The organism is Pantoea sp. X-Soil-YNGN-775 (assembly GCF_059730575.1).
Genome location: NZ_AP035945.1, coordinates 1,535,055 through 1,554,269, shown reverse-complemented (window position 1 = coordinate 1,554,269; position 19,215 = coordinate 1,535,055). Strand labels below are relative to the sequence as shown.

Here is a 19,215-nt window from a genome sequence, read left to right as displayed (position 1 = left end):
AGGCCCGCATCGCGGGCCTTTTTAGCAATCAACAATGATTACACTTTACGGAAAATCAATGAGCCGTTGGTGCCACCGAAGCCGAAGGAGTTACACAAGGTATACTCCAGTCCGGAAACCTGACGCGCGGTATGCGGCACGAAATCGAGATCGCAGCCTTCATCCGGGTTGTCGAGGTTAATGGTCGGCGGTACCGCCTGGTCACGCAGGGCCAGAATCGAGTAGATCGATTCAACGGCACCCGCAGCACCCAGCAAATGCCCGGTCATCGATTTGGTTGAGCTCACCATTACCGTACTGGCTGCTGCCCCAAATACCGATTTCACTGCACGCGTTTCCGCTTTGTCACCGGCTGGCGTCGAAGTGCCGTGCGCGTTGACATAGCCGATCTGCTCTGGCGTAAGCTGAGCATCGCGCAGCGCATTGATCATCGCGGCTGCTGCACCCGAGCCATCTTCCGGCGGAGAAGTCATGTGGTAAGCATCGCTGCTCATACCAAAGCCGACGATTTCCGCATAGATTTTCGCGCCGCGCTGCTTAGCATGTTCGTACTCTTCGAGTACCACGATACCGGCACCGTCACCCAGCACAAAACCGTCACGATCTTTATCCCATGGACGGCTTGCTGCCTGTGGGTCGTCGTTACGGGTGGAGAGCGCACGTGCGGCACCAAATCCGCCAACGCCTAATGGCGTACTGGCTTTTTCAGCGCCACCTGCCAGCATCACGTCAGCATCGTTATAGGCGATGATACGTGCGGCGTGGCCGATATTATGCACGCCAGAGGTACAGGCAGTCGCAATAGAGATGCTCGGACCTTTCAGGCCGTACATGATAGTGAGATGACCCGCTACCATGTTCACGATAGTCGACGGCACAAAGAACGGGCTGATTTTACGCGGGCCACCGTTGACCAGTGAAGTATGATTGTCTTCAATCAGACCTAAACCACCGATGCCGGAGCCAATCGCTGCGCCCATACGACCTGCATTCTCTTCGGTCACAACCAGACCGCTATCCTGCATAGCCTGCATGCCGGCAACAATGCCGTATTGGATGAAGTCATCCATCTTGCGCTGATCTTTGCGCGAGATGTAGTCATCACAATTAAAACCTCTTACCAGACCTGCAAAACGGGTTGCATAGGCACTGGTATCAAAATGGTCGATCAGGTTAATGCCGCTCTGACCGGCAAGGAGAGCACTCCAGGTAGACTCTACGGTATTGCCGACAGGAGACAACATGCCAAGACCGGTCACAACTACACGACGCTTAGACACGTTCGTCCTCCAGGGAGGGGAAATAGGGAACTATGTGGGACAAACATAAAAATCAGGCGGTCGAGCGACCGCCTGAAGATATTCATTAGCCTTTGTGGCTATTGATGTAGTCGATCGCTGCCTGAACGGTAGTGATTTTCTCAGCTTCTTCGTCTGGAATTTCAGTATCAAACTCTTCTTCCAGAGCCATTACCAGCTCAACGGTATCAAGAGAATCGGCACCCAGGTCTTCTACGAAAGATGCAGAGTTGGTCACTTCTTCCTCTTTCACACCCAGCTGCTCACTGATGATTTTCTTAACGCGTTGTTCGATATCGCTCATACTATTTAATTTCCTATCAAAACTCGCTTTCGCGATGGTTTTCGTAGTGTATAAAATGGTGAAAAAGATGCAACAAAATCCCGGCTGGTCGAACCACGATTTTACGCTATTTTGCGGTTTTAGCCGCAAATAATGCAAATGTTTTCGTGATTTATCAGACCATGTACATGCCGCCATTGACGTGCAGCGTTTCACCTGTGATGTAGGCTGCTTCGTCAGAGGCTAAGAATGCCACAGCATTGGCGATTTCTTGCGCTTCGCCTAAGCGACCCGCAGGTACTTCCGCCAAAATACCAGAACGTTGATCTTCGTTCAGTGCCCGCGTCATGTCTGTCTCAATAAAACCTGGAGCCACGACGTTGACGGTAATGCCACGTGACGCGATTTCGCGCGCCAGTGATTTGCTAAAGCCAATTAAACCCGCTTTTGCTGCCGCGTAGTTTGCCTGGCCCGCGTTACCCATGGTTCCAACAACGGAACCAATGGTGATGATACGGCCCACGCGCTTTTTCATCATGGCACGCAATACCGCCTTAGAAAGGCGGAAGACAGAAGTGAGGTTGGTATCGAGGATATCCTGCCACTCATCGTCCTTCATGCGCATGAGGAGATTATCACGCGTAATGCCTGCATTATTGACTAAAATATCCACTTCGCCAAATTCTGCGCGAATATTCTCTAAAACACTGTCGATCGATGCAGCGTCAGTCACGTTCAGTAACAGGCCTTTGCCCTTGTCGCCAAGGTAAGCACTGATGGCGTCGGCGCCACTCTGGCTGGTCGCGGTACCTACAACTTTAGCGCCTTTTGCCGCCAGCGTCTCCGCAATCGCACGACCAATGCCGCGACTCGCGCCGGTTACCAGCGCAACTTTACCTTCAAAGCTCATGATTTTCCTCTTATTCCTTTCCGAGTGCAGCCGTCAGTGATGCACTATCGTTGACGGCAGCCGCTGTCAGGCTATCCACAATGCGTTTGGTCAGACCGGTCAGCACTTTACCTGGACCGATCTCCAGCAGTTGGGTCACGCCCTGTGCCGCCATTGCTTCCACGCTTTCAGTCCAGCGAACCGGACTGTAGAGCTGGCGCACCAGCGCATGGCGAATCGCGCCAGCGTCAGTTTCGGCTTTGACATCGACGTTATTAATAACCGGCACCGCAGGCGTATGAAAGGTGATGGACTCCAGCGCCACGGCCAGTTTGTCCGCCGCTGGCTTCATCAGCGCGCAGTGAGACGGTACGCTAACCGGTAACGGTAGCGCACGCTTAGCACCGGCAGCCTTACAGGCCGCACCGGCACGCTCTACCGCTTCTTTGTTACCCGCGATGACCACCTGGCCTGGCGAGTTAAAGTTAACCGGCGAAACCACCTGACCTTGCGCACTCTCTTCACAGGCTTTGCGGATTGATGCGTCATCCAGGCCGATAATCGCCTGCATTGCGCCAGTCCCTTCCGGCACGGCTTCCTGCATCAGTTTGCCACGCAACTCAACCAGCTTGATCGCATCGGCAAAATCCAGCACGCCAGCACACACCAGCGCGGAATATTCACCCAGGCTGTGACCGGCCATCATTGACGGCTGTTCACCGCCCTGCTGCTGCCAGACACGATAAATAGCAACCGAGGCGGCTAACAGCGCAGGCTGAGTCTGCCACGTTTTGTTCAACTCTTCAGCCGGGCCCTGGCTGACTAACTGCCATAAGTCATATCCCAGTGCCGCAGAGGCTTCGCGGAAAGTCTCTTCCACCTGCGGATAGGTAGCGGCTAAATCAGCCAGCATACCGACCGTCTGTGAACCCTGGCCTGGGAAAACAAAAGCAAATTGCGTCATCTTATGTTCCTGTCAATCAAAAGCGAACCAGTGCAGAACCCCAGGTGAATCCACCACCAAAGGCTTCCAGCAAAATAAGGTGTCCGGGTTTGATGCGGCCATCACGGACCGCTTCATCCAGTGCGCTTGGCACCGATGCGGCAGAGGTATTGCCGTGGCGATCCAGGGTGACAACCACTTTATCCATGGTCATACCCAGTTTCTTCGCCGTCGCGCTGATAATGCGCAGGTTGGCCTGATGCGGTACCAGCCAGTCCAGCATTTCGCGGTCGAGATTATTGGCCTGCAGCGTCTCATCAACGATGTGCGCCAGCTCGGTGACCGCAACTTTGAAGACTTCGTTGCCAGCCATGGTGACGTAGGCAGGCTGGTCCTGATGGGCACGATCCTGATAAGGCAGGGTCAGCAGCTGGGCGTAGCGGCCATCGGCGTGCAGGTGAGTTGAAATAATCCCCTGCTCTTCACTCTGGCCAAGCACCACGGCACCGGCGCCATCGCCGAACAGAATAATGGTGCCGCGATCTGCCGGGTCCAGCGCACGCGCCAGCACGTCAGCACCAATCACCAGCGCATGTTTAACCGCGCCATTTTTGATGTACTGATCGGCCACGCTCAGGGCATAGGTAAAGCCCGCACAGGCGGCAGCAAGGTCAAACGCCGCGCAGTCTTTGATCTCCAGCATTTGCTGGATCATGCAGGCGGAGCTGGGAAAGGCATGGCTGGAAGAGGTTGTGGCGACAATAATCAGCCCAACATCGTTCGCCTCAATACCGGCCATTTCGAGAGCGCGTTGAGCCGCGCTGAATCCCATGGTGGCGACCGTTTCCTCAGGCGCAGCAATACGGCGCTCACGGATGCCGGTGCGGGTGACAATCCACTCGTCCGACGTCTCCACCATTTTTTCCAGATCGGCATTGGTGCGAACCTGGCTAGGCAAATAACTGCCCGTACCGATAATTTTGGTATACATCTAGGCTTTGTCACTCCTGGCTAATACAGCATCAAGGCGCGCAGCAATTCGTTCGGGAACCTGCTGCCGCACCGCCTGCTCTGCCTGTTCTATCGCCACGGTGAAAGCATGTTGACTTGCTGCACCGTGACTTTTGATCACTGTCCCGCGCAATCCTAACAGACAAGCGCCATTGTACTGGTCAGGGTTGAGATGCCCGAAACGCTTCGCCAGTCGTTTCTGAATCCAGCGTCCCAGCAACCTCAGCCACCATGACCGTTTTTTGCCTTCCCCCGACGACTTCAGCAGGGAAAGGAACATTCTTACCACGCCTTCCATGGTCTTCAGCGTGACATTACCGACAAACCCGTCACAGACCATCACATCCGTTTTACCGGTGAGTAGCTCATTACCTTCAAGGTAACCAATATAGTTGATCTGCGGTGATTCTCGCAGGATTACCGCCGCGTCGCGAATGGTTTCCAGCCCTTTGGTCTCTTCATGACCAATATTGAGCAGCGCGACACGCGGCCGGGCAATGCCGAGCACATGTTCCGCCATCACCGATCCCATCACCGCAAACTGCACCAGCATCGCACTGTCTGAGCCGACGTTAGCCCCCAGATCCAGCACCACGGTTTTACCCTGCTGCTGATGCGGTAAAACGGACATTAACGCCGGACGTTTAATGCCATCCAGCGGCTTTAATATCAGCGTGGCCAGTCCCATCAGGGCACCGGTATTGCCTGCGCTTACGCAGGCCTGCGCACGTCCCTCTTTGACCATCTCCAGCGCCACACGCATTGAGCTGCCGCGACTGTTTCGAATAGCCTGAGCGGGTCGCGCATCACTTGCAATAACCGATTCGGCAGGAATCACCTGCAAACGCCCCAGTAAGGAGGAATCCGCTTTGGCAAGCAATGGCGTGAGAATGTCGGGATTTCCGACCAGAAGAAGGAATAGCTGCGAATGAGAGGCCAGTGCCTGCAATGCTGCAGGCACTGTCACGCAAGGACCGAAGTCCCCGCCCATGGCGTCAATAGCCAGGGTCAAACGTGTCAAGGTATCGCCTTGCTAAGCAAGAAACTTACTTAACGATAACCTTGCGACCGCGGTAGTAACCATCCGCAGTAATGTGGTGACGCAGATGAGTTTCGCCAGAAACTTTATCTACTGACAGAGCAGCAGTGGTCAGCGCATCGTGCGAACGACGCATACCACGCTTAGAACGGGTGGGTTTATTCTGTTGTACGGCCATGGACCTTACTCCTATTACTTACGCTTTAAACTGGCTAATACGGCAAATGGATTTGGTTTCTCCGCCTCTGCAGGCAGTTTGCCAAAGACCATGTCCGCCTCGGACACTTCACAGTGTTCAGAATCATGTACCGGAACGACCGGCAGCGCGAGAATGATTTCATCCTCAACGACTGCCAGCAGATCGATCTCACCAAACTCGTTGACATCGATCGGCTCGTACGCTTCCGGCAATGCCTCGGCCTGCTCTTCAGAAGAGACAGGACTGAAGCAATAACTTACGTGTACGTGATGGGGAAAGGTCTGGTTGCAGCGCTGACAACGCAACGTCACCTGTACTTCAGCTGTACCCGTCAGTACCGCCAGACGTTGACTGTCAACCGCAAACGACATGGCACAATCCACATCACTGTCCACACTAACCACTGACTCGGCCACGCGCTCCACCTGTGAAGATGTGTAGACACCTTGATAATCAAGGCGTTTTTGAGCGGTGCGGACCGGGTCCAGTGTTAGGGGTAATTTTACCTTTTGCATAGGGCGCGCATATTAACTTTGTAATGTCATAGAGTCAAAGAAAAAGGCCGTTAAACAGCATCTTTCAACCACTATTCGCATCCAGTGCGGCGCACAGTTTAAAATGACTGTCACCAATTCGCTATCACTATTGAAAAAAAATGACCGCATCGATTCTTTTAGCCTCAACCTCGCCCTTTCGCCAGGCATTATTGCAAAAGCTGGGCCTGCCATTTACCACCGCCGCACCCGAGGTGGATGAAACCCCCTTGCCCGGCGAAACCGCGACCGCGCTGGTGACACGCCTTGCGATAGCCAAAGCGCAGGCGCTGGCGCAGGCCTTTCCCGATCGCTGGATCATCGGTTCCGATCAGGTCTGCGTACTGGATGGGATGATTACCGGTAAACCGCACAGCGTAGAGAATGCCCGGGCACAGTTACGCGCCGCCAGCGGCAACCGCATCACCTTTTACACCGGGCTGGCGCTCTATCACCCTGCCAGTCAGCAATTGATGCAGTGCTGCGAACCGTTTGTGGTTCATTTTCGTGAAATAACCGACGCGGAGATCGCGGCTTATATAGAGAAGGAACAGCCGCTGCACTGCGCCGGCAGTTTCAAAAGTGAGGGACTGGGGATTTGCCTGTTTGAACGGCTGGAAGGACGCGATCCCAATACGCTGGTGGGACTGCCGCTGATCGCGCTTAACGACATGTTACGGCAAGCCGGCATCAATCCGCTGTCGGACTGATGCCAGGGCCATTACGCTTTCAGCTGGCGTAATTTGAGCAGACACTGCTTCAGGCCGTCATCCAGCGGCGCTTCCACCCGCATCATTTCGCCAGTGCCAGGATGGGTAAAGGTCAGCGCCGCGGCGTGCAGAAACAGCCGCTTTAAGCCGGTTGAGGCTAACTGGCTGTCAAAGTCACGTTCACCGTAGCGATCGTCGAAGGCGATGGGATGACCGGCGTGCAGGGTATGAACGCGTATCTGGTGAGTACGGCCGGTCACCGGGCTGGCTTTCACCAGCGTGGCGAAGGCGAATCGCTCTTCCACCTTAAAGCGGGTTTCAGAAGGCTTACCTTCGCTACTGACGCGCACGATACGTTCGCCGCTTTGCAGAATATTTTTCAGTAACGGCGCCTGTACCACTTTCAGGTGTGAAGGCCAGTTCCCGCGCACCAGCGCGAGATAATCTTTCTGCATTCCCTTCTCACGCAGCTGCTCGTGCAGGGAACGCAGCGCTGAGCGCTTCTTTGCCACCAGTAAAATGCCGGAGGTATCACGATCCAGTCGATGCACCAGCTCCAGGAAGCGTGCCTCAGGCCGCAACGCACGTAATCCTTCGATCACCCCGAAGCTCAGCCCGCTGCCACCGTGCACTGCGGTGCCTGAAGGCTTATTCATTACCAGCAGGGATTCATCTTCATACAGGATGGCGTCCGCCAGCGAGGCAACTTTGGCCAGCTTCGGCGATACCGCATCTTCATCACGCTCCGCCACCCGCACCGGCGGAATACGCACCTCGTCGCCCGCCTCCAGCTTATACTCCGGCTTGACGCGCTTTTTATTCACCCGCACCTCGCCTTTGCGTACGATGCGATAAATCATGCTCTTCGGCACACCTTTCAATTGGGTGCGCAAAAAGTTATCAATTCGTTGTCCGGCATTTTCAGCCGTGATGGCGACAAGTTGTACGCCCGGATTCTCTGTTTTCATGGCGGCGATTCTAAATAGTGTCCCCTGATAGCGCCACCCCTTTTTCTGTGCTTAACTCTGGGGTTAGTGTCGCGGTAAGCGCTTCGGCTGCTGGCTTTTTCAGCAAGCTGTTGTTTTACCCGACACCGTTTGACGATAAATGTAAAGAAACTTCACAAGCTGGCTAAAGTCGCCTTGCTATATGAAGGTTAGCAATGGAATAATGCTTAAGTTTCTTACCTGAAGGGTTTCAGGGCAGAAAAAGAGCGAAATTGTCATTTTGCCGGATCGAGCAGACACGCAGCAATGGCGTAAGACGTAATGCGAAATCAGGCACTTAGCGGGCTGCGGGTTGCGGCCTGGACAGCAGTATGGGGTGCACGGGTTTTTTATTTGTCTCAGGCATTTCCACTATCTGGTGCTGTTTTCCCTTATGAAAAACAGGCCACCGACGTTATTTGCGCCCCTCGCGCGGTCGACAGCCGTGAGGTTGACGACATTGCACTAAGTCACGGGGCCATCGGTTGATACTCGTCCAGGGTAACTATGCCCGCAGCTGTAATCACTCATGAAAGAATAACGAGTAAGTCACGATGAAAAGAATGTTAATAAACGCAACTCAGCAGGAGGAGTTGCGCGTTGCCCTGGTTGACGGTCAGCGTCTGTACGATCTGGATATCGAAAGCCCAGGACACGAACAGAAAAAAGCCAACATCTACAAAGGTAAAATCACTCGCATTGAACCCAGCCTTGAAGCTGCGTTTGTCGATTATGGCGCAGAGCGTCACGGTTTCCTCCCCTTAAAAGAAATCTCCCGCGAATATTTCCCCTCCAGCTACAACGCGCACGGTCGTCCCAATATCAAAGACGTGCTGCGTGAAGGTCAGGAAGTCATTGTTCAGATTGATAAAGAAGAACGCGGCAATAAAGGCGCTGCGCTGACTACCTTTATCTCTCTGGCAGGCAGCTATCTGGTGCTGATGCCGAACAACCCCCGTGCCGGAGGGATCTCCCGCCGCATTGAGGGTGACGATCGGACCGAACTGAAAGAAGCCCTGTCTGCGCTGGAACTGCCGGAAGGCATGGGATTGATCGTGCGTACCGCCGGCGTCGGCAAATCAGCCGAATCGCTGCAATGGGATTTAAGCTTCCGTCTTAAGCACTGGGAAGCGATTAAAAAGGCCGCTGAAAACCGCCCTGCTCCGTTCCTGATCCATCAGGAAAGTAACGTGATCGTGCGTGCATTCCGCGACTACCTGCGTCAGGACATCGGTGAAATCCTGATTGATAATCCAAAAGTCCTCGAACTGGCGCGTCAGCATATTGCTGCGCTGGGCCGTCCGGATTTCAGCAGCAAAATTAAACTCTACACCGGTGAAATCCCGCTGTTCAGCCATTATCAAATCGAATCGCAAATCGAATCCGCTTTCCAGCGTGAAGTGCGCCTGCCTTCCGGCGGCTCGATTGTGATTGATAGCACCGAAGCGTTAACCGCGATCGATATCAACTCAGCACGCGCAACACGCGGCGGCGATATCGAAGAAACCGCCTTTAACACCAACCTTGAAGCAGCAGACGAGATTGCCCGTCAGCTGCGTCTGCGTGACCTCGGCGGCCTGATCGTTATCGACTTTATCGATATGACGCCGGTACGCCATCAGCGCGCGGTAGAAAATCGTCTGCGTGAAGCGGTCCGTCAGGATCGTGCACGTATCCAGATTAGCCATATTTCCCGCTTCGGCCTGCTCGAGATGTCACGTCAGCGTCTGAGCCCGTCGTTAGGCGAATCCAGCCATCACGTCTGCCCACGCTGTAGCGGTACCGGCACCATCCGTGATAACGAATCGCTGGCGCTCTCTATTCTGCGTCTGATTGAAGAAGAAGCGCTGAAAGACAACACCAAAGAAGTTCACGCGATCGTTCCGGTTCAGGTGGCCTCTTACCTGCTGAATGAAAAACGTGAAGCGGTGAACGCCATTGAAAAACGCCAGGGTGGCGTCAAAGCGATCATCGTGCCTGATGACAAGATGCAAACCCCGCATTACTCGGTGCTGCGGGTGCGCAAAGGTGAAGAGACTCAGACCCTGAGCTACCACCTGCCGAAGCTGCATGAAGCAGAAATGGCGTTGCCATCGGAAGAAGAGCATGGCGAACGTCGTCGTCCTGAACAGCCAGCACTGGCGGCATTCGTGATGCCAGATGCACCACCGGCTCCGGTAGAAGTGGCACCTGAAGCGCCACGCGCCGAAGCGCAACCGGCAGCCAAAGCGGCACCGTCCGTCGCAGCGCCGGCCACGGTCAGCACCGGTTTCCTTGGCCGCCTGTTTGGTGGACTGAAGAAAATGTTCGGTGGCGAAGAAGCCCCTGCAGTGACGCCAGCCGCCACGGAAGTAGCGGAACCACAGAAAGCGCCGGAAAGCGAAGAAGAGAACGCGAATCAGCGTGGCGAACGTCGTAACAACAACCGCCGTAATAACAACCGTCGTGAGCGTACGCCGCGTAACGGTGAGAACGGTCAGTCACGTGAAAGCCGCGAACCGCGTGAGCCACGTGAAAGTCGTGAGCCGCGCGAAAGCCGCGAACCACGTGAAAATCGTGAGCCGCGCGAAGGCAATGAGAACCGTCGCAACAAGCGTCAGTCTCAGCCTAATGAGGCACGTGAAGAGCGCCCGGCACTGAGCGAAGAAGCCCGTCAGCAACGTGACGAGCAGCAGCAACAGCGTCGTGAACAGCGTGCTGAGCGTCAGCGTCGTCGTCAGGAAGAGAAACGCGCCCAGCAGGAAGCAGCCAAAGCCGCTGAGCAGCCGGTGGTAGCAGAAGCGGTTGCCGAAGCACCAGAAGCGCAGGATGACGATCGCGTGCAGGTGATGCCGCGTCGTAAGCCGCGTCAGCTGAGCCAGAAAGTCCGCGTTGACGATAACCGTCAGCCACTGCCAGCAGAAGCCACTGACATTGCCGTGCCGACCGAAGCGCGTGCAGTACAGCAGCCTGCCGCAGAAGTGCTGCCAACCGAAGCGCCGCAGATCGAAGAGCAGGATGATAACGATAGCCGTGACAACGCCAATATGCCGCGTCGTTCACGTCGTTCGCCACGTCATCTGCGCGTCAGCGGTCAGCGTCGCCGCCGTTATCGTGATGAGCGTTACCCGACTCAGTCCGCTATGCCACTGGCTGCGGCAGCCGCGTCACCAGAGATGGCATCCGGTAAAGTGTGGGTACGTTATCCGGTGAGCCAGGCCAGCGAAGAGCAGGTTGTGCAGGATGCGGTGCAGACAACGCCAGATTACGCCCGCCAGGAGACCGCAGACGCCATTGCACTGCCGGTTGCTGCGGCGGCTGAATCGGCAGCATCACAGGATGCGCCAGTGCAGCAGGCTGAACCCCAGTCGGCAGCGTCACAGGATGCGCCAGTGCAGCAGGCTGAACCCCAGGCAGAAACGCCGGTCACCGTGGTGAACACTGACGATACCCGCGCTATCGACGCGCCGGTTGATCATCAGCCTTCGGTCATCCCGGCTGCGGCTGAAGCGACTGCTGAAACTGTCGCGGCTCAGGCACAGCCTGCTGAGCCGGTCAGTGACGCACCCGCCAGTGCTTCCGCTGATAACAGCGAACAGCCGACAGAGATTGCGCAGCAAGCGCCCGTTGAAGTCAGCCGCGAAACAGAAGCGCAGGTAGAAGAAGTGCTGAACGCGCCGGTGGCCGCCGCAGCAGAAACGGCCCCGACCAGTGAGCCGCATGCACCGGTCGCCGCCCGTGACATCGAGCCGGCCGCCGTAGCTGAAGTTGCCGCCACGCCAGCACCTGCTGCTGAGCCGCTGGTCGCCGCAGACGTCACCCGCTGGAAGCACTTCGCTTCTGCACCGATGACCAAAGCGCCTGCGCCAGTCTGGCAGCCCGAACCAGCACGTCACAGCGACTGGGTACGTTCGCCGTACGAGTTCGACGGTCGCGGATCTGCTGGCGGTCACGCCGCAACCCATCAGGCCACGGCACCCGCAACCAAGCCATAACGCTGCCCCTGACCTGAACCTGACCCCGGCCTGAAAGCCGGGGTTTTTTTATGCCTGTAGTGCCGGGTTCCGCCTGAATTCAGGCAAAAAAAATCCCACCCTCTGTTATCAGCAAGGTGGGAGAAACTAAGCGCACCCGGTTAAAGTACGCTCAAATTTTCAGGTCAGATTACGAATTCAGCTGGAACAGGGACATCTTAGACATATCGGTAAAGGTCTTGTACGACGCCTGCAGCGCCGTCTGCTGCATGGTATAGCTGGAGACCGCAGCGGTATAATCGACATCCACCAGGTCGCTCATCTGCGAACTGTAAATCACATTACGATCGTCGCCCTGCGCATCCAGCGTATCGAGTTCCGACAGCTGGGTACCAATCTCGGAGCGCACGGTTAACACGTTATTCAGCGAGTTGCCCAGACCACGATTGGTTTTATCCATCGCAGCCTGGAAAGTCTGCTTAGTGGCGGCATCGGCGTCATCCTGCGGCACTTTCAGCGCGGCAATTGCGCTGTCGAGCATGGCGAACAGGTTGGTTTCGCTGGCGCTGCCGTCCGGCTCTTTAGTGGCATTGCCGGTGATCGCCATGAAGATGTCATCACCGGTATGACCGACGGTCATGGTGCGACTGCTGTCTACCTTCTGGGTGATTGCATCGGTGCCGCCGGCATAGCTCACGCCAGTGCCTGCGCCATCGACAAACGGCGCGCTGTCGGTTTTGTAACCGGCAAAGATATAGCGACCGTTGGCGTCCTGGCTGTTGGCCTGGTTGAGTAACTGGGCACGGATGCCTTCAAGCTGGGTGGCAATCGAGCCACGGTCATCGTCACTCAGCGTACCGGTTGAACCGTTAACGATCAGCGTTTGCGCATCCTGAATACTGCTGGTCACGCCTTTCAGCGCATTCTCTTCCAGCGATAATCCCTGGTTTGCAAAGGTCCGTGCCAGCGAATACTGGCTGCTTTGCGCCTGCGTCTGTGACAGCACCACCGCGCGTGAGGCGGCAATCGGGTCGTCAGACGGATTAGTGACGCGGCGGCCGCTGGAGAGCTGCTCGCCCACTTTCAGCCAGGAGGCTTGCGAGTCGGTAATCCCGCGCACCTGCTGGTTAAACATCATATTTGTACTGATTCGCATGCTTTGCCCTACCCTTAGCGAATATTGATCAATGCATCAAAAATGGTGCTGGCAGTCTGCAGTACCTGCGCATTTGCCATGTAATATTGCTGATATTTTGTCAGGTTGGCGTACTCCTCATCGAGGTTGACGCCAGAAACTGACTGCTGGCGATCGGTCAGCTGACTGACCACGCTTTTCTGCGTGGTGCTGGTGGTTTCCAGCGAGCTGGTTTTGTTGCCGACGGTACTGACAATGCTGGCGTAAGCCTGCGCCAGCGTGGCGTTGCCGCCTACCAGTTTGGCGTCCTGCAGGTCCAGCAGCTTTTGCGCATTACGGTTATCGCTTTCGCCACCGGTCGCACCGGCGGCGGCAATCTGTGATTCACTGGTGATCGCTACTGACATATCGTTAATGGCGTTCTGTACCGGTTTCACCAGAAAACTGTCTTTCGCCGCTGGCAAAGGCGTCGCGGCAACGGTCAGCTTCATGCCATCAAAACTCAGCGTGGTATTGCCGTTAGCATCGGTGCCTGGGGTAATCGGGACCGAGATGCTGTCAGACGCGCGGGTCGCGGTCCAGTTGCTGCCGTCATAGCTCAGGGTATAGTTTGACGCTTTCAGCGCGCTGGTATCGGTCCACTCGGCGGTGACCGAGGCTGCGGTGCTGTTTTTACTGTTGCTGACCACGGTCGGACTGCCGATATTAAAGAAATCGACGCCCTGATCGCCGTTGCTGTCAAAGCCCTGCTTATGCACCGCGTTGAAGCTGCTGGTGAAGGTCGCGGCCAGCTGACCGAGCTGATTCTGTGCCAGATCGAGATCCTGCGAGCGGAACGCCAGCAGGCCGCCGAGTGATCCGGTGGTAATCAGCTTTTCCGGGATCTCAACGTTGCCTGCTTGTTTATCGACATAGCCGATGGTGGTCCGGGTCGGATCGCTGCTGGAGGTCATCGCCACCAGCGAATTTGATTTGGTGCCGTTGACCAGCGTCAGGCCGTTAGCCATCGAGACGCTGTAGTTGCCATCCTGCTCTGAGACGGTCACGCCGACTACGTTGTTCAGGTCGCTGACCAGCTGATCGCGCTTATCCAGCAGATCGTTTGGTGCAGTGCCGGTACCGGTGGTCAGCCTGGCGATCTGCTTGTTGAGATCGGCAATCTGAGTGGTGTAGGTATTGACCTGATTGATGCTGGAACCGATGTCGCTGTTAACACTGTTCTGCATGCTGGTCAGATACTGGGAGGTAGTCTGGAACTGGCTGACCAGCCCCTGGGCGTTGCTCAGCATCGACTGACGTGCCGACGGATCGTTGGCGTTGCTTACCACGTTCTGCAGGTTGGTAAAAAATTTCTGGATTGAAGTCGACAGGCTGGTGGTCGAGGTTGACAGCAGATCGTCAATATTGGAAATCTGGCTGTGCTGGGTGTTCACCGCGCTGTAGTTTGCGCTGGAGCCACGCAGCTGGGCGGCGATAAAAGCATCATATTCGCGCTGTACGCCGGTCACGTTAACCCCATTGCCGTAGTAGCTGTTGCCCTGCAGGGTACTGTTCGCCTGGGCAAGGATGGTGGTCTGGCGTGAATAGCCCGCCACGGTGTAGTTAGTAATGTTATTACTGGTGGTGCTCAGGGCGGCCTGCGCGGCACTCAATCCGCTCATCGCGGAGTTAATTATGCTGGACATCTCGGTTCCTTACATTCCCCGTCAACCGGGCTGGCAGTCATCAAAGTGGGCGCCAGCAGGCGAAAACGCATCTGGCTTATGATGGTGTTATCGGCGTGCTTAAGTGAAACTTGAGGCTCAATTATCAGAACAGGTCGCCTAAATCCTGACTGTAGGCTTTTACGACTTTGTCGCCCATGTTCTTGAATTGCTGAATCATTCCCACCAGCTTTTGCGCGTATTTAGGATCGGTGGCATAGCCTGCCGCCTGCAGCGCCTGGGCGCCCTGCTCGGCGCTCGACGCATTAGCGACCGCCGCGTAGCGTGGGTTATTGCTGATCAGTTTGACGTAATCGGTCAGGGCTTCGAAATAGGAGTTGTAGACCCGGAAGCTGGCACGCACTTTCTTCGCTTCGCCCTGCTCATATTCAGTGGTCATGATGTCGGTGGTGTCGCCTTTCCAGTCGCCGCTGGCCTTAATACCAAACACGTTGTAGCTTGGTTTGCCGTCACGGGTCAGGATCTGACGCTGGCCCCAGCCTGACTCCAGCGCCGCCTGCGCCAGAATCAGATGATGAGGAATGCCGCTCTGCTGACTGGCCGCCTGGGCTGGCTGGGTCAGCTGAGCGATAAACTCACGGCTGTCGGTAGGCAAGCCGGTCGGTGACGATACCGGCAGGCGCGGCATGGCTTTGCGCACCAGCTGCTCCAGCTGCTGCGCCGGCTGTTGTACCGCGCCGACGGTGCTGAGAATGAAGCTGTTGTCCAGCTTCATCGGCACCGTGCCGGCTTTTTCATCCGGGGCGATGGCGGGCTGCATCTGCTTAACGATAGTTTCCGCCAGCCCGAGTCCACGTTTACCCATCTCCTGCGCAATCTGCTGATCGTACATTGAGGTAAAAAGTTTGGTTTGCTCGTTGCTCATCATGCCGTCCTGCGGCAACGCCTCACGCATGCTTTTCAACATCATCTGAACAAACATCCCTTCCACCTGACGGGCAACCTGCAGCGCTTTGCCTTTCGGATCGCTGCTGGCCTGGTGTTTCAGTTCGTTCAGTGAGCGGCTGTCGTAAGCCGCACTCATCAGAGATTGCGTATCCGTCATCAGATAATTTCCACTTTGGCGCGCAAACAGCCAGCGCTCTGCATTGATTGCAGGATCGACATCAGTTCGATTGGCGATGCACCCAGCGCATTCAGCGCGCGCACCACATTGTTCAGATTGGCGCTGGCATTTACACGTTGCAGTGCCCCGCCGCTCTGACGCAGATCGATCTGGGTCTGGGTGGTGGCCACCGTCTGTCCACCGGCCAGTGGCGTATCAGGCTGGCTGACGTTCTGCTGCTGATTCACCGTCACCGACAGGTTGCCCTGCGCCACGGCACATTGATTCAGCGTCACCTCGCGGTTCATCACCACCGAACCGGTACGGGAGTTGATGATCACTTTCGCATCTTCGACCGGAATCGAAACGTTGATGTTCTGGATATCTGCCAGCAGACGCACCTGAGCCCCGTTATTCGGTGATACGCGAATCTGAACGGTACGCGCATCCAGCGGCTGGGCGGCACCGTAACCGCCACGCGCGTTAATCGCATCGGCAATGCGCTGCGCCATCGAGAAATCTTCACTGTTCAGCTGCAGGTTAATGGTGTTCTGCGAACCGAAGTTACTTTGCAGTTCACGTTCTACCGTCGCGCCACCGGTAATCCGGCCGCCGTTCAGCTGGTTAACCTGCACGCTGCTGCCGCCTGCCGAGGCACCGGCACCGCCAACCAGAATGTTACCCTGGGCCAGCGCATAAACCTGGTTATCCACCCCTTTCATCGGGGTCATCAGCAGCGTTCCGCCGCGCAGGCTTTTGGCGTTACCCAGTGACGACACCACCACGTCAAGCGTCTGTCCCTGACGGGCAAACGCCGGCAGTTTTGCGGTTACCATTACCGCCGCCACGTTTTTCAGCTGCATGTTGGTGCCGGTCGGCACGGTAATCCCGAGCTGCGACAGCATGTTGCTCACCGTCTGGGTGGTGAACGGCGTCTGGGTGGTCTGGTCACCGGTTCCGTCCAGCCCCACCACCAGTCCGTAACCGAGCAGCTGGTTTTCCCGCACGCCCTGTACGGTGGTTAAATCACGGATCAAATCGGCTTTTGCCAGCAGGCTGATGCCCAGCAGCAGCGCCAGTCCGACGCGCAACAGCGTTAACTTTTTCATTGAAACCTCTTACATCGGCGAGATGTTCAGGAAGAAACGCTGTAACCAGCCCATGGTCTGCGCCTCATTGATATAACCGTTTCCGACGTACTCAATACGTGCATCGGCGACGGCAGTAGATAACACGGCGTTACTGGCGCTGATGGTGCGAGGGTTAACCACGCCCGAGAAGCGAATGAACTCCGTGCCCTGATTAATGGCGATCTGTTTCTCGCCCACCACGTGCAGGTTGCCGTTCGACAACACCTGATCCACGGTGACGGTAATAGTGCCGGTAAAGGTGTTGTTGGCGGATGCGCCGCCTTTACCCGCGAAATCGTTTTTGCCTTCGGCGCCAAAGTTGGCTTTTTCGCCACCGCCCCCCACCAGCCCTGCCAGCCCGGTCGGAACCGCACTTAAGCCGAAGCTGTTGCTGCCATCCCGACTGGCATTCGCCGAGGAGCTTTTGCTGGCGCTGACGTTTTCCTGCAGCGTAATCGTCAGGGTGTCGCCAATGTTACGTGGGCGACGATCTTCAAACAGCGGCTGATAGCCGTAGTTGAGTGGCGCGACGCCCTGGAAAATCGAACCGTTAACCACCGGTGGCGCGGACGGCATCGGCTGCGCCGTCGTCGCCCCTTCGACCAGCGGTGTACGCGGAACCAGTGCACAACCGTTAAGGGTTAGCAGCAGCGAGGCGACTAACCAATGTCCAGGCTTGAGAATCTGTTGCTTCGCCACGGAGTCACGACCTTATCTGTGTCTGTTCTTCAGGCCAGCCGGAACTGGCCCGGTTGGGGATTAAAGCTGGGTCAGTTTCGCCAGCATCTGATCGGAAGTACTGATCGCTTTGCTGTTGATTTCGTAAGCGCGCTGAGTCTGGATCATCGTTACCAGCTCTTCCGCCACGTTGACGTTCGAGGTTTCGGTATAGCCCTGATAAAGCAGACCAGCGCCGTTCTGGCCTGGCGTGCTGTCAGTTGGCGCACCCGAAGCCTGCGTTTCCTGATAGAGGTTTTCACCCACGCTATCGAGACCGGCATCGTTCATAAAGGTGCTCAGGGTCAGCTGGCCGACCTGTGTCGCCTGCGCCTGGCCCTGCTGCGTCACGCTCACCACCCCGTCACGCGCCACGGTAATGCTGGTGGCGTTGGCTGGAATCGTGATGCCGGGCTGCACCGGGAAACCAGAGTTGGTCACCAGCTGACCGTTCTGATCGACCTGGAACGCGCCGTCACGGGTATAGGCAGAGGTGCCATCCGGCATCTGAATCTGGAAATAACCCTGACCATTGATGGCGATATCTTTTGAGTTGCTGGTCTGCGACAGGTTGCCCTGCGTATGCAGTCGCTCAGTAGTGACCGGACGAACACCGGTACCAATCTGCAGGCCGGACGGCAGCGTGGTCTGTTCAGACGACTGGGTGCCGGGCTGACGCATGGTTTGATACATCAGATCTTCGAACACCGCACGCGAACGCTTAAAGCCGTTGGTGCTGACGTTTGCCAGGTTGTTGGCAATTACGTCCATGTTCATCTGCTGCGCATCAAGACCGGTTTTAGCGATCCATAAAGAACGAATCATGTTGTTATCCTCGCGCCTTAGCTGCTCATGTTCAGCAGCTGGTTGGCTTTTTGTTCGTTTTCATCAACGTTCGTGATGACTTTCATCTGCATCTCAAAACGTCGGGCGTTGGCGATCATGTCGACCATGGTTTCAACCGGTTTAACGTTGCTGCCTTCCAGCACGCCCGGCATCACCTGCATGGTCGCGTCAGCCTGCAACGCCGCGCCACGGGTGTTCTGGGTGGCTGCCGTCGGGCGGAACATACCGTCATCGCTGCGCTGCAACTCCTGCCCGGTGGCCCGAACCAGCTTGAGCTTACCCAGCTGGACCGTGGCATTCGGCGCATCGCCGGCATTCAGGCCGGTGATTGAACCGTCGGCGGCAATGGTGATTTCCGATCCTTGCGGGATCACAATCGGACCGCCATCGCCCATCACAGGATTGCCCTGAATCGTCAGCGTCCCGTTCGGGCTGATTTGCATGTTGCCGTTGCGGGTATAGGCTTCACTGCCGTCAGCAGTTCGCACCGCCAGCCAGCCATCCTGCTGCACCGCGACGTCGAGCGGGCGCTCGGTGTAATCCATCGTGCCCTGACTCATATCGGCGCCCGGCGTGGATGCTGTCACCAGCGTGCGGGTTGGCAGTGACCAGCCGCTGACCGGCACCGCACGCAGCGCATTGAGCTGCGCACGAAAGCCTGGCGTTGAGGCGTTGGCGAGGTTGCTGGCGGTAACCGCCTGCTGATCCAGCGTCTGGCTGGCCGCGCCCATCGCGGTATATATCGCGTGATCCATAAAGCAATCCTGTTAGCGA

General features: G+C 56.4%; 18 protein-coding genes. 2 read left to right on the top strand and 16 right to left on the bottom strand.

Annotated elements, in window-relative coordinates:
• Nucleotides 1–38: 38 nt before the first annotated feature.
• From fabF to yceD, 8 genes are all read right to left on the bottom strand, one after another.
• Entirely contained in the window at nt 39–1,280 is a 1,242-nt protein-coding gene (gene fabF, locus AC6I8I_RS07300; protein WP_312756592.1) for a beta-ketoacyl-ACP synthase II, read from the bottom strand.
• An 85-nt stretch (nt 1,281–1,365) separates the two neighbouring features.
• Nucleotides 1,366–1,602 (bottom strand): acyl carrier protein, encoded by a 237-nt coding sequence (gene acpP / locus AC6I8I_RS07295; protein ID WP_003849865.1) that lies wholly within the window; start codon nt 1,600–1,602, stop codon nt 1,366–1,368.
• A 154-nt stretch (nt 1,603–1,756) separates the two neighbouring features.
• The gene (fabG, locus tag AC6I8I_RS07290; protein ID WP_312052553.1) at nt 1,757–2,491 is read right to left on the bottom strand and encodes a 3-oxoacyl-ACP reductase FabG; all 735 of its coding nucleotides are present in this window, start codon (nt 2,489–2,491) and stop codon (nt 1,757–1,759) included.
• Between the two features lie 10 nt (nt 2,492–2,501).
• Nucleotides 2,502–3,434, bottom strand: a complete 933-nt coding sequence (gene fabD / locus AC6I8I_RS07285) for an ACP S-malonyltransferase (RefSeq protein ID WP_312052555.1) — start codon at nt 3,432–3,434, stop codon at nt 2,502–2,504.
• A 16-nt stretch (nt 3,435–3,450) separates the two neighbouring features.
• Nucleotides 3,451–4,404, bottom strand: coding sequence for a beta-ketoacyl-ACP synthase III (locus AC6I8I_RS07280; protein WP_312052557.1), 954 nt, complete (start codon nt 4,402–4,404; stop codon nt 3,451–3,453).
• Complete coding sequence (gene plsX, locus AC6I8I_RS07275) at nt 4,405–5,445, bottom strand: phosphate acyltransferase PlsX (protein ID WP_069728168.1); 1,041 nt, start codon at nt 5,443–5,445, stop codon at nt 4,405–4,407. It lies immediately after the preceding gene.
• A gap of 25 nt (nt 5,446–5,470) precedes the next feature.
• Nucleotides 5,471–5,641 carry a 50S ribosomal protein L32 gene (rpmF, locus tag AC6I8I_RS07270; protein WP_003849870.1) on the bottom strand — a complete coding sequence of 57 codons (171 nt, stop codon included), beginning with the start codon at nt 5,639–5,641 and terminating at the stop codon, nt 5,471–5,473.
• Nucleotides 5,642–5,655: 14 nt separating this feature from the next.
• Entirely contained in the window at nt 5,656–6,177 is a 522-nt protein-coding gene (gene yceD, locus AC6I8I_RS07265; protein WP_312052560.1) for a 23S rRNA accumulation protein YceD, read from the bottom strand.
• 140 nt (nt 6,178–6,317) lie between these two features.
• On the opposite strand from yceD, the gene AC6I8I_RS07260 reads away from it, so the two are divergent.
• Nucleotides 6,318–6,905, top strand: coding sequence for a Maf family protein (locus AC6I8I_RS07260; RefSeq protein ID WP_312756589.1), 588 nt, complete (start codon nt 6,318–6,320; stop codon nt 6,903–6,905).
• Nucleotides 6,906–6,916: 11 nt separating this feature from the next.
• Here AC6I8I_RS07260 and rluC read toward each other — a convergent pair whose 3' ends face one another.
• Entirely contained in the window at nt 6,917–7,873 is a 957-nt protein-coding gene (gene rluC, locus AC6I8I_RS07255; RefSeq protein WP_497828479.1) for a 23S rRNA pseudouridine(955/2504/2580) synthase RluC, read from the bottom strand.
• Between the two features lie 572 nt (nt 7,874–8,445).
• Here rluC and rne point away from each other — a divergent pair.
• Nucleotides 8,446–11,865 carry a ribonuclease E gene (gene rne, locus AC6I8I_RS07250; RefSeq protein WP_497828478.1) on the top strand — a complete coding sequence of 1,140 codons (3,420 nt, stop codon included), beginning with the start codon at nt 8,446–8,448 and terminating at the stop codon, nt 11,863–11,865.
• A 169-nt stretch (nt 11,866–12,034) separates the two neighbouring features.
• Here the strand turns inward: rne and flgL are convergent, their stop codons facing one another.
• From flgL to AC6I8I_RS07215, 7 genes are all read right to left on the bottom strand, one after another.
• Nucleotides 12,035–13,000, bottom strand: a complete 966-nt coding sequence (gene flgL / locus AC6I8I_RS07245; protein WP_312052566.1) for a flagellar hook-associated protein FlgL — start codon at nt 12,998–13,000, stop codon at nt 12,035–12,037.
• A 14-nt stretch (nt 13,001–13,014) separates the two neighbouring features.
• Nucleotides 13,015–14,664, bottom strand: a complete 1,650-nt coding sequence (flgK, locus tag AC6I8I_RS07240; protein ID WP_312052568.1) for a flagellar hook-associated protein FlgK — start codon at nt 14,662–14,664, stop codon at nt 13,015–13,017.
• Between the two features lie 124 nt (nt 14,665–14,788).
• Nucleotides 14,789–15,748, bottom strand: a complete 960-nt coding sequence (gene flgJ, locus AC6I8I_RS07235; RefSeq protein WP_497828477.1) for a flagellar assembly peptidoglycan hydrolase FlgJ — start codon at nt 15,746–15,748, stop codon at nt 14,789–14,791.
• Nucleotides 15,748–16,857, bottom strand: a complete 1,110-nt coding sequence (locus tag AC6I8I_RS07230) for a flagellar basal body P-ring protein FlgI (RefSeq protein WP_312052571.1) — start codon at nt 16,855–16,857, stop codon at nt 15,748–15,750. Before AC6I8I_RS07230 ends, flgJ begins: the two co-directional genes overlap by 1 nt.
• A 9-nt stretch (nt 16,858–16,866) precedes the next feature.
• A complete protein-coding gene (locus AC6I8I_RS07225; RefSeq protein ID WP_497828476.1) occupies nt 16,867–17,577 on the bottom strand; it encodes a flagellar basal body L-ring protein FlgH in 711 nt (236 codons plus the stop codon).
• Nucleotides 17,578–17,637: 60 nt separating this feature from the next.
• Nucleotides 17,638–18,420, bottom strand: a complete 783-nt coding sequence (gene flgG / locus AC6I8I_RS07220; protein ID WP_046288395.1) for a flagellar basal-body rod protein FlgG — start codon at nt 18,418–18,420, stop codon at nt 17,638–17,640.
• A gap of 17 nt (nt 18,421–18,437) precedes the next feature.
• A complete protein-coding gene (locus tag AC6I8I_RS07215) occupies nt 18,438–19,196 on the bottom strand; it encodes a flagellar basal body rod protein FlgF (protein WP_312052573.1) in 759 nt (252 codons plus the stop codon).
• Nucleotides 19,197–19,215 lie beyond the last annotated feature (19 nt).